General features: G+C 57.1%; 9 protein-coding genes. 6 read left to right on the top strand and 3 right to left on the bottom strand.

The window, feature by feature from the left end:
* Positions 1 to 200: 200 nt before the first annotated feature.
* Positions 201 to 2,450 carry a TonB-dependent receptor gene (locus ACYAR8_RS20060; RefSeq protein WP_463580856.1) on the bottom strand — a complete coding sequence of 750 codons (2,250 nt, stop codon included), beginning with the start codon at positions 2,448 to 2,450 and terminating at the stop codon, positions 201 to 203.
* A gap of 195 nt (positions 2,451 to 2,645) precedes the next feature.
* Here ACYAR8_RS20060 and ACYAR8_RS20055 point away from each other — a divergent pair, with 195 nt between their 5' ends.
* The 6 genes from ACYAR8_RS20055 (at position 2,646) to ACYAR8_RS20030 (ending at position 8,717) form a co-directional block, all read left to right on the top strand.
* Positions 2,646 to 3,326: a Fe2+-dependent dioxygenase gene (locus ACYAR8_RS20055; protein WP_463580855.1), complete on the top strand. Its 681-nt coding sequence runs from the start codon at positions 2,646 to 2,648 to the stop codon at positions 3,324 to 3,326.
* Positions 3,327 to 3,329: 3 nt separating this feature from the next.
* Positions 3,330 to 4,124, top strand: a complete 795-nt coding sequence (locus tag ACYAR8_RS20050; protein WP_463580854.1) for a tetratricopeptide repeat protein — start codon at positions 3,330 to 3,332, stop codon at positions 4,122 to 4,124.
* 256 nt (positions 4,125 to 4,380) lie between these two features.
* Entirely contained in the window at positions 4,381 to 5,568 is a 1,188-nt protein-coding gene (locus ACYAR8_RS20045; protein ID WP_463580853.1) for an alpha-xenorhabdolysin family binary toxin subunit A, read from the top strand.
* Position 5,569: 1 nt separating this feature from the next.
* Positions 5,570 to 6,568, top strand: coding sequence for an alpha-xenorhabdolysin family binary toxin subunit B (locus tag ACYAR8_RS20040; RefSeq protein ID WP_074886569.1), 999 nt, complete (start codon positions 5,570 to 5,572; stop codon positions 6,566 to 6,568).
* Positions 6,569 to 6,697: 129 nt separating this feature from the next.
* The gene (locus ACYAR8_RS20035; protein WP_463580852.1) at positions 6,698 to 7,645 is read left to right on the top strand and encodes an alpha-xenorhabdolysin family binary toxin subunit A; all 948 of its coding nucleotides are present in this window, start codon (positions 6,698 to 6,700) and stop codon (positions 7,643 to 7,645) included.
* 295 nt (positions 7,646 to 7,940) lie between these two features.
* Positions 7,941 to 8,717 carry a hypothetical protein gene (locus ACYAR8_RS20030; protein ID WP_265387088.1) on the top strand — a complete coding sequence of 259 codons (777 nt, stop codon included), beginning with the start codon at positions 7,941 to 7,943 and terminating at the stop codon, positions 8,715 to 8,717.
* Positions 8,718 to 8,772: 55 nt separating this feature from the next.
* Here ACYAR8_RS20030 and ACYAR8_RS20025 read toward each other — a convergent pair whose 3' ends face one another.
* Together ACYAR8_RS20025 and ACYAR8_RS20020 are read right to left on the bottom strand one after the other, a co-directional pair.
* Entirely contained in the window at positions 8,773 to 9,936 is a 1,164-nt protein-coding gene (locus ACYAR8_RS20025; RefSeq protein WP_108120815.1) for a type III PLP-dependent enzyme, read from the bottom strand.
* A gap of 480 nt (positions 9,937 to 10,416) precedes the next feature.
* Positions 10,417 to 11,586, bottom strand: a complete 1,170-nt coding sequence (locus ACYAR8_RS20020) for an osmoprotectant ABC transporter ATP-binding protein OsmV (protein WP_463580948.1) — start codon at positions 11,584 to 11,586, stop codon at positions 10,417 to 10,419.
* Positions 11,587 to 11,595: the final 9 nt, after the last annotated feature.

The following is an 11,595-nucleotide window of genomic DNA, read 5'->3' as shown; positions in this document are numbered from 1 at the left end:
GCGCTCTTGGCGTGCTGACACCACCCGGTCGCTTGTCCAACGAAAATTCTGTAGGAGTGAGCTTGCTCGCGAAGAGGCCGGGACAGTCGCTGAAATCTTCGGCGACTGAACTCAGGCCTTCGCGAGCAAGCTCGCTCCCACAAGATAGCGGGCTGACTCGATATTTCGGATCGTTCGCCGGACTTGTGGGAGTGACAGGATCAGAAATGGAAGCTGGCACTCATCAGCGCGGTGCGCCCGGCGGCCATGTGCGCGTAGTGGGTGGTGAAGACTTGGTCGTAGTAACGCTTGTCGGTCAGGTTCTGCACGTTCAACTGCAGGTCGACGTTCTTGGTCAGCGCGTACGTGGCCATGGCGTCGTAGCGCCAGTAGGACGGCACTTCCACCGAGTTGGCTTCGTTGCCGAAACGCGAGTCGACGAAGGTCGCGCCGCCGCCCACGGTCAGCTTCGGCATCAGTTCGTAGGTCGACCAGAAGTTGAAGCTGTTACGCGGCGTGTTCGGCATGTGATTGCCCTCGTCCGCCTTGCTGGTCGCGCTGACGATCTCGCTCTCCATGTAGGTGTAGCCGCCGTAGACTTTCCATTTGCCGGTGATGTTGCCTCTGTAGGTCAGCTCCAGGCCATCGACACGCTGCTCGCCGTCCAGCACCTGGAACGTCGCGTTGTCAGGATCGGTCACCCGTGCGTTGGTCTTCTCGGTGCGGAACAGCGCAGCCGTCAGCGACAGGTTGTCGTCGAAGAAGTCCCACTTGGTGCCCAGTTCATAGTTGCGGTTCTTCTCCGGATCGAGGTTGGCGTTGTTCGCCGCGATTTCCAGACCGCCATTGCCGCTGGTTTCACCCGACGGGTTGCTGGACGTCGACCACGCCGCGTAGATGCTGCCGTTCGGCAGCGGCTTGTAGGTCACGCCGACCTGGTAGTTCCACAGCTGACTGGTGTTCTCACGCTTGAAGCTGCCCGCGACCGATCCCCGGCCGCCGGTGCTGTAACCGCTGGAACGCACATCGTAATCGTCATAACGCAGGCCCAGGTTCAACGACCACTGCTCGTTGAATTTCAGCGTGTCGAACACATACGCCGCACTGGTCTTGGTGTCGGTATCGGTGTACGCCAGGCTGTCGGTGATGGTGCCGTTCCAGTCGTCTTTCGGCGAGGGGTTGGACAGGCTGGTGCAGTCACCCGACGCCAGCAGCGCTGCATTACAGGTCGATCCGATGGTCCCGCCGCTGGCGCTGAGCACGTTGTAGCCGCGGTTGTGGGTGTCCTGATAGGAAAACTCGAGACCCGTCACCAGGCTGTGCTGAACGAAACCGGTATCGAATTTCGCCTGCAGGTCGGTCTGGTTGACGAAGCCGCTGGAGGTGGAATTGCGGCTCTTCGCCGAGCGCGAGACCAGGCCCCTGGCGACGTTGCCGCGGCTGTCGTCCGGGTTGGTGACGATGTAGTCCAGCGTCGAGCGTGACATGCGGAAGCTGTTGGAGATCGTCAGGTTATCGTTGAGGTCGTGTTCGAGGCGGATCGTGCCGCTGTCGTTGACGCTCTTGCGGTAGTCACGGTCGGTCAGGCCGTAAAAGTTGTTTTCGTTGACGTGGGCCGGCTTGTCGACCACGTACTTGCTGCGACCGGGGGTGCTGGTCAGCGGGATGCCATAGTCGGGCATGTCGTCCGTGGACAAATGGTAGTAATCGACTTTGAGCCGCGTGTCGGTGCCCAGACCGAATGCGAACGAAGGCGCAACGCCCCAGCGGCTGTTGTCGACATCGTTGCGGCCAGCGACATTGGAATCATGCTTCATCAGGTTCAGGCGGAACGCCGAGGTGTCGGTCATCTGCTTATTGACGTCGAGGGTGTAGCGCTGGGTCTGGTCCGAACCGAAGGTGTAGCCGCCGTTGAAGTCATCGCCCAGATGGGCGCCTTTGGTGACGAGGTTCAAGCTACCACCCGTGGAGCCTGCGCCGGTGAACGCCGAACCCGGGCCCTTGCTGACCTCGACCGATTCGACGTTGAAAATCTCCCGGCTCTGCGCCGCCACGTCGCGCATGCCGTCGATGAACACGTCGCTCTCTGCGTTGAAGCCGCGAATGATCGGGCGATCCGCATTCGGGTTACCGCCCTCGCCCGCGCCAAAGGTAATGCCGGGGGTGGTGCGCAACGCGTCCGCCAGGCTCGTCGCGGCGGTGTCACGGATGACTTGCTGCGGGATCACGGTAACGCTCTTCGGCGTCTCGCGCAGGGGCGCGGTGTACTTTTTCGAGGCAGACTCTTCGGTCTTGTAAGCCGTGTCGGCCCGCTCTCCGTCAATGTTGGTGGCCCCCAGATTCAGAGCATCCGATGCAGGTTCCGCAGCCTGCGCCACATGGGCGGCTGACATCGCGGCAAGGGCGACGCTGACTGCGCCGACGATGGAGCGCTGTGAATGGGCGGTAACCGGTTGTGCTTGGCGCGACATTTTCCTTCCCCAAGGAAACAATAAGGCGGCGGAATATAGTTGAGACTGTTTCGCATTCGCAGAAAACTTACATTCTTTACACTTTCCCATTACTCAATTTTCACATCCACCCATTCACGCGCGCGGGTGGTGTTTTACACGATCAATAAGAATCACTATCATCCGCCGCCTCATTCTTCTCGCAGGTCGCGATTCATGCTCCTACATATCCCCGGTCTGTTTTCACCCGAGGAGGTGCGACGCATCCGTCAGGCGCTGGAAGAAACTGAATGGGCTGACGGTAAGATCACCGCCGGGCACCAGTCGGCGAAAGCCAAGCACAACCTCCAATTGCCGGAAGGCCATCCGCTTGCCGTGGAGATTGGCGCGGCGATGCTCGAACGCTTGTGGCAGAACCCGCTGTTCATGTCCGCCGCCCTGCCCCACAAAGTCTTCCCGCCCTTGGTGAATTGCTACACCGGCGGGGGAAGTTTCGACTTCCACATCGACAACGCCGTCCGTCAGGCCAAGGGCAGCGCCGAGCGTGTGCGCACCGATCTGTCATCGACGCTGTTCTTCAGCGATCCAGAGGATTACGACGGTGGCGAACTGATGATCCAGGACACCTTCGGCACACGTCAGGTCAAGCTGCCGGCGGGTGACATGCTGCTGTATCCGGCCAGCAGCGTGCACAAGGTCAACCCCGTGACACGGGGCGCGCGGTACGCCTCGTTCTTCTGGACCCAGAGCCTGGTGCGTGACGATGGCCACCGCACGCTGCTGTTCGAAATGGACGCGGCCATCCAGCAACTCGGCCGCGATGTGCCTGATCACCCCTCGCTGCTTCAGCTGACCGGCACCTATCACAACCTGCTGCGGCAGTGGGTCGAGGTCTGAGTCATGACCTGGAATCTGCGACGTGAAGAGGTGCTCGATGGCGACCAGTTGCGCGCCATGCTTGAAGACAGCCCGGCCAGTGCCGCACGGGCGATTCTGATTGCGGCGCAGGCCAATATCGTCGACGCCCAGGCGCTGCTCGGACAGATATTGCTCGACGGTAGCGGCATCGAATGCGATCCGGCGCTGGCGCTGGTCTGGTTTCAGATTGCGGCCCGTCGCGGGCACGCCATGGCGCAGAACATGGCAGGCCGTTGCCATGAGCATGGGTGGGGCTGTGAGCCGGATGCCGCAAAGGCTGCCAAGCATTATCGCCTCGCCGCCGAGGATGGTCTGGATTGGGGCTTTTATAACTACGGCAATCTTCTGGCGACCGGCCGTGGCGTCAATAAAGACCAGGCTCGCGCGCTGGCGTGCTATCGCAAGGCGGCAGAACTGGGCCATGCCAAGTCGATGAACCTGGTGGGGCGTTATCTGGAAGAGGGTCTTTGCTGCGATCAGGATCTGGCTGGCGCTTACGACTGGTACCAGCGTTCGGCCGAAGGCGGAGACTTTCGCGGGCAGTTCAGTTACGCCGCAGTCTTGGCAGAACAAGGTCGTATCCAGGAGGCCGTCAAATGGCTCCAAACCGCGTTGAGCATTGGCAATCTTAAATTCCTGCGTGTCACTCGCCAGGTCCTCTTGCACGCAGTCCACCCGGAAATTCACAGGTTGGCGCTGGATTACCATGCCAAAGCGGCACACCTTGGGGACGAAACGGACGCTGCGACCTATCGTGACCTCTTGAACGCTCTTTAATGGGCAATTGTAAGTTCTGCTTTCTAATACAGCCCAATGAAACCCTCGCAACGCTTCGAACGTGCTGGTTTCAGGGAGTTAGTCAGTAGTAACCTGTGAGCCGCTGGAATCTTCCTACAGATTCAAACTACTTTTCCACTTTGACCTCCCCAAGAGCACAACTTACTCTCTTCTTCGTGCAGGTAACTTACCCGCCTGCATCCGGAGTGCAAGAAGCCCCGGAACAGTAACGCGACATCATTAAAGGAATAATGATATGTCTCAATCAGAACAAGACCTTATCACCGTCGCAGCGACGGCGCCTGAGGCACTTTTCAGTTCATCCGTTGCAACACCTGAAACCGATACTCGGGACACCGGTCTGATCTTGACCAAAGATCAGATCAAAAGTCTCAAGAAATATGAAATCGCCGGACTGGCCCTCCCGACCGAACTAAAAGACGTCATCGCCTATCTGGGCTATGAAAGCGGTGCTGGTAAGGGCCTTGAGGCCACGGACTTTCAGAAGACGTTCCAACTCGTCAATGGTCACGCCAGACTGTGGAATCCATTGCGCACGGATATGCTGACCGTCAACACCAAACTGGCGGTGTTCGCCGAATCAGTTGGAACCTATCACGAGGCCATGGAGGACGTTTTCAAAAGCATAAAGGCATTGGAACTGGTCGACGAACACGGTATCAACACACTTGAAGATCTGCGCAAATTCGAAATCAACTCGGGGATAACATTCCCCGATATCGAAGCACTAGACCGCAGTGATCTCGGTTATTACCTGGATCAAATACTTGAAAAAATAAAGGAGCAGGCGATCGAAGCAACTCGAATCAAAGAGCGCCTGAAAACATTCGGCGAGGCATTAGACGGGCAAGTGCTCGTTGGCATCAAGCAAAAACTGTCTCTCATGGACAACCATTCCGTGGGCAGCGAAATCAAAGCGCTGCAGGTAAAAATTGATGAACGCTCAACGGCCATCGACGAGAAGAACAAAGAATACAAAGAACTTGTGATGCAAGCCGTCGGCTCTGTCTTCGGCAATTTGGCCATGCTGATCTACTCCAGCGTCGAGGCTGAGAAAATCCGAAAGGAACGTAACAGGCTCTCCAATGAACAGGAGAAGGACATCGCGCTGATGGACCAGAAAAACAGGATTCTGGCGTCGCTGGGTCGTGTACGAATGGACTTTCAAAACCTGGATCTGGTTGTGATCGATGCCGACATCGCCACCAAAAACCTGATCACCGTCTGGAACTCGCTTCACACATTCATCGCTGCTTCCGCCACCGAAATCAAGGGTATCCACGATGGGCTCTCCATGCGCAGATTCCGTAACCAATTCAACCTGGTGGTCAAACCTTGGGAAACCATCAAAGTCGATGCCAAAAAATTAGAAGACGTGTTTGCAGCAGCCGACCGCGAATTCAAAGAAGAATACGGAGTTTAAAATGAACACTATTGCTCAATTCCCAGGCAGCATCGAATACCCAATGCTGAACCCGCAAGCGTTTCGACAGGCGAAAGCCAAGGCCAATGATGCAACCATTGAAGTTAAAAGGTTGTTCATTCAGACACAGTACCTCCCGTCTTTGCACAGCCGAATCTCTGGCCAGGACCAGGCGCTGCGGACTGCTGATTTCCAGCTGCGTGAGACCGTCAACTCACTGGAAAGCGAAACAAACAGGCAGGTTGATGCGCTTCGATACCTGCAATCCGAGTTACGCAACCCACCTGAGTCCGACCATGGAGACATCATCGAAGACATTGGTCAACGGGTCCAGACCATCATAGGGTACGTAAGCGAAAAAGAGCGGGTACTCAAAAGCTTGATTCCTGCCATGGCCGCCCCGATTGATCGCACGGCCACGGACAAATACATCACTCAGTTCGAAGCGGATCTGGCACGCCTGCCGACAGAAGTACTTGAAATCACAGAACGTCAGAACGCGCTGGACGCAAAACGCAAGGCGCTGACGGAAGCGATGGCGCTGATCGAAGCCAAAGGCTTCACCCAGATCGCCAAAGATACAGCGCTGAGCGCTCAGGAAATCACCAAACTGGGAATGGCCACGCCCGAAGTGATGGCGGTAGAGGCGGCTATTAATGTGGCTTTGCAGGTATTGGAAAGGGCCGAGAGCCTGATCAATTATGTGGGCATGATTGAAGCTCGTGACAGGCTGCGCAAACAGATCAATGACCTGATCGAGCGCGCGCTTGCGAAGGAAGAAGAGCTGCGTCTGGTCTCGTGGAAAAAAGATCTGGTGACCGAATCCCATCGTTTCGACGACCACCGAGCGCAGTACGTTGCCGAATACGAAAAGTGCGTCACGGCTTCCCGCTCCTTCCTGAGTACCCATAGCAACGTCAATGGCGCCGATCAGGACGGGGTCGCTCAATTTGCCGCGGACGTACTGTCGCTGGCGAAACATTTGAAGGTCATGGCCTGATTTCATCCCCGATAATGCGCAACACTGCGGCCGGGAGGTTCAAGGATGTTCATCCCGGCCTCATGCCCGGAGTGTGCTGGTCATAACAGCGCTCTCCGGCGCACCTCATTTCTTTAAAGGATTAACGACATGAAATCATCCGAACCACTGGATAACGCCCCCATTCGCGATGAGAGACTTGACTTGGCAGAGCGGCTGCCCGGCACGTTGATTTCCGCTGCAGCGGGCACGTCAGAAGGCACCGTTCGTGCGCCTGGGCTCATTCTCACGAAAGAGCAATTGATTGATTTGAAGCGTTATGAAAGCCGCGGTCTCGCACTTCCAACGGCGCTCAACGATGTCATTTTTTACCTTGGCTACGAGACCGGCGCGGGCCCGCATCTGGAAGCCCGGGACTTCCAGACGACTTTCAATCGTATTCATCAACATGCGTTGCAATGGAACCCGCTTCGCACCGATCTGATGAATGTCGGCAGCGAACTCTGGGTTTTCGCCGATCAGATGCTGGTGTACGCAAACGGAGTACGACACCTCTATAACGAGATCAAGGACAAGTCGTCTGAAAAGCTTGATCCGGAAGATCAGGCGGAGTTTCTGCAGTACATCCTGCAGGTCGCATCGCTCGTTCTGCAGCGTCGAAATGTAACCGAGTTACTCAAGCGCCGGCTCAATGCCTTCGCTCAAGAATTGTCGGCCGAAGTGATGCCCGAGGTACGGCTCAAACTACGGAGCATCGACACCAGTCAGTTGCCAACCGACATTAAAGCGCTGATAGACGTCGTCGATAGACGGAGTGCTGACATTGAAGAGAAGCAGCGTGAATACACGGCGCTGGTCCAAAAGTCCGCCGGTGACAGTATCTCTGTACCCGCATTGGGGCTTTATCGCAGCAGCGAGGCAGATAAAGTGCGCAAACAGATAAGCGCACTGCGTCAGCAACAGGAGGCCAGCGTTATTCTGCTTGAGCAGAAAAACAGGATTCACGGCTCACTTCATCGCGTTCGCAGTGATTGGCATGACTTGACACGGGTCATTCTGGATGCAGACATCGCTACTCAAAACATGGTTGTTGTGTGAAACGGCCTACATACCTACCTGACTCATTCGGTTCAGGAAGCAGGAAGAATCGACAGCGCACTGTCCCTGCGTCGCCTCTTGAATGCTTTCAACCTCGTGGCCCAACCCTGGGCTCAAATAAAACGCGACGCAGACACCTTACTCAAGGTGTTCAAAGAAGCAGACCGTGACTTCCGCAAGAATCATGGACATCAATGACCTAGCGAATTCGAATATTCAGGATCACGCAAAATGCCAAGCCACCTTGCAGTGGCAACGCATCGGGTTCGCGCTGTAACGCCATGGAGGGCGAAAAATGACAACACATCTCATCGAGTACGACGACGTCGCTTATCTGGGCTTCAACATCGGCTATCTGGAAAAGCTTCCCCAACATATTGAAGCCTTCAAAATCAAACTCGGTTTGGTGCCTGAGGCCGAATACGGTAAATACAAAGAGCCCGCGATGGATCAGGTCGTCGCCACCGCGCGGCAAGGCAGCCCGCTGTGGCACAGCAGCGCGAAGCAGATTCGCGCGCTCCATCAGGACACCCAAAAGACACTGGCCGACATGATCGCACTGCTGGACAGCAATCCGTTTGACAGCCGAATTGCGCAGCTCACGCAGGATATGCTGCGCCACGAGGCAGCGTTCAAGCGGCAACAGGCGGAATGCGACCGCATCATCGAATGCGCCACGCAGACCATTCCACGGTTCATGGACTTCATGCACGTGAGGGCCTATGAATACGCGGAACGCAAAGGGCTGCTGGTCAAAGGAACGTCCAGCAACGTACCAGGAACGCTTAACAGCGCGGTGACCGACGAGAGCAGTCTCGCTTCGGCAAGAAGCAGCCTGGAATGGCATCGTCGCGCCTACAACACGGCGATCCTCTCGGCGGGGAATATGGGGGCCTATTGTTCGCGGCTGTCCGGCCTGTTGAACGCCACCGTCCTGGAGATCCGCACGCTGAAGGCCAATCAACCTGCGCGGCGCATGACTGTGTCGTGTCAATCAGCGGCCAGCTCGGCACGCGAGGCCCAGCGCCTGATCGATTACACCTTCGACAACATTCTTCGATTCGTTATTTGAAGCGCAAAAAAAAAGCGGCACCCTACTGGGAGCCGCTCATTGCTACAGCAAACGCTTAAACGTAGAACGATTTCAGCGGCGGGAAACCGTTGAATTCAACAGCGCTGTAACTGGTGGTGTACGCACCGGTGGACAGCCAGTACAGGCGGTCACCGATAGCCAGGTTCAGTGGCAGGCCGTACTTGTAGTTTTCGTACATGATGTCGGCGCTGTCGCAGGTCGGGCCTGCAATGACCACTTCTTCCATTTCGCCTTTCTTCTCGGTCCAGATCGGGAACTTGATGGCTTCGTCCATGGTTTCGATCAGGCCGGAGAACTTGCCCACATCCGTGTACACCCAACGCTCGACGGCAGTGCGGGATTTACGCGACACCAGCACCACTTCGCTGACCAGAATGCCGGCGTTGGAGATCAACGAACGGCCCGGCTCCAGAATGATTTCCGGCAGGTCATCACCGAAGTCTTCTTTCAGGTAGCGAATGATTTCTTCGGCGTAGGTTTCCAGGCTGTTGGTGCGGGTGATGTAGTTGGCCGGGAAGCCGCCACCCATGTTGATCAGCTTGAGAACGATGCCGTCTTCTTCTTTCAGACGCTCGAAGATCACTTTTACTTTGGCGATCGCGGCGTCCCAGACGCTGATGTCACGCTGCTGCGAACCGACGTGGAACGAGATGCCGTAAGGCACCAGGCCCAGTTCGCGGGCGAGGATCAAAAGGTCCATCGCCATGTCGGTCTGGCAGCCGAATTTGCGTGACAGCGGCCAGTCGGCCGTGGTCGAGCCTTCGGTGAGGATACGCACGTAGACTTTCGAACCCGGCGCGGCCTTGGCGATGTTGCGCAGGTCCGCTTCGGAGTCGGTGGAGAACAGACGCACGCCCTTCTCGTAGAAGTAGCGGATGTCCTTGGATTTCTTGATGGTGTTGCCGTAGCTGATGCGATCCGGGCTGACACCGCGATCCATCACTTTATCCAGCTCGTAGATCGAGGCGATGTCGAAGCTCGAACCTTTTTCCTTTAGCAAGTCGATGATCTCGACCGCAGGGTTGGCTTTCACGGCGTAGTAGATGCTGGCAAATTCGAAGCCTGCACGCAGGTCGTCGTAGGCCTTGCTGATCATCGCGGTGTCGATGACCACGAACGGGGTTTCTTGCTTGTCGGCAAACGCCTTCATTTTCTCGAAGGTGCTTTTCTCGAAATAGTCTTCGACCTGGATCGACATGCGGGGACTCCTGTTGGCAAACGGTAAAAAACAATGGGTGTGAGCGCGCGGCTCGTGAACGTCCTCCGTATCCCCACTTTGGTTCGCCTACTTCCCAAGGCTGCTCGGCCGAAAGCAAAAAGGCCATCCGGTGATACACCACGGTTGGCCTTGCTGTCTCGTCGTCAGTACTTGAGCCGGATGGATCGTTTCCAGCATGGACGTTCGGCGCGAACTGTAGGACCTGAGGGGCCGGAGATCAACTAAAAATGTCGCGTTTCTGCCCGTTTTTGCCAGACGGGAATTCCACGCGCGTTCAATCAACCCGTAGTAACCGACCGATGTGACAGGGTGATGTTCCCGGTGATTGCCAATGTCGGAGTTGTCACCCGCCCTTGTAGGAGCGCGCTTGCCCGCGAAGGCAGTGTGTCAGTTGACTCGTCTATCGCTGACACACCCCAATCGGGGGCTAGCGCGATCCTGCTAAGCGCTCGCGCTACCTCAAGCCGAAGCAGCCTGCTCCACCAAATCCGCCGGCGAGACAATGCTGGTCTTCATCCCGCGCGACTGGCCGGAACTCAGATAAGCCGCGATGGACTCCTGCGTCACTTCACCCAGGAACACGTTTTCGGCATCCAGGACCGGCAGCCACGAGCGGTTGAACTCGTACATGCGCGACAGCAGGATGCGCAGGTGTTCGTCGTAGGCGGCGGTGGCGTTGAACGGGCGCAGGTATTGGTCACAGGTGCCGGCCTGACGGTGCAGGTCGCGGCGGCGGACGTAGCCCATCGCCTTGTTTTCGGCATCGGTGACGACCACGTAGCGGCGGTCGTTTTCGTCCATGATTTCCAGCGCATCGGCGACGGGCGTTTCCGGGCTCACGGACGGTGCGTTGTCCGCCGCGTCTTCGGCCTTGACCAGCAGCAGACGCTTGAGCGTGCTGTCCTGGCCCACAAAGTTGCTGACGAAATCATCCGCCGGGTGCGCCAGCAGCGTGTCCGGGTGGTCGATCTGCAGCAGCTTGCCGGCGCGGAAGATGGCAATCTTGTCACCCAGCTTGATGGCTTCGTCGATGTCGTGGCTGACCATGATCACGGTCTTGTTCAGCGCGCGCTGCATCTCGAAAAACTCATTCTGGATCATCTCGCGGTTGATCGGGTCGACCGCACCGAACGGCTCGTCCATCAGCAGCAGCGGCGCGTCTGCGGCCAGCGCACGAATCACGCCGATGCGCTGTTGCTGACCACCCGACAACTCGCGCGGGTAGCGATGCAAATACTGCTTGGGTTCCAGCTTGATCATGCTCATCAGTTCGCGGGCGCGGTCGTGGCATTTCTGCTTGTCCCAACCGAGGAGCTTGGGCACGACCACGATGTTTTCTTCGATGGTCATGTTGGGGAACAGGCCGATCTGCTGAATCACGTAACCGATGTTGCGGCGCAGGGTCACTTCGTCCAGGCCTGTAGTGTCCTCGCCATTGATCAGCACCTTGCCGGAGGTCGGCATGATCAGGCGGTTGATCATCTTCAGCGTCGTACTTTTGCCGCAGCCCGACGGACCCAGGAACACACAGATCTCGCCTTCATTGACGGTCAGGCTCACGGAATCGACGGCCTTCACTTCCTTGCCGTTGCTCTGGAAGGTCTTGGACAGGTTTTGCAGTTCGATCATGGTTTTGAC

The sequence above is a fragment of the Pseudomonas sp. HP_01 genome, from assembly GCF_055284355.1.
This window is presented reverse-complemented; position numbering and strand designations above follow the sequence as displayed.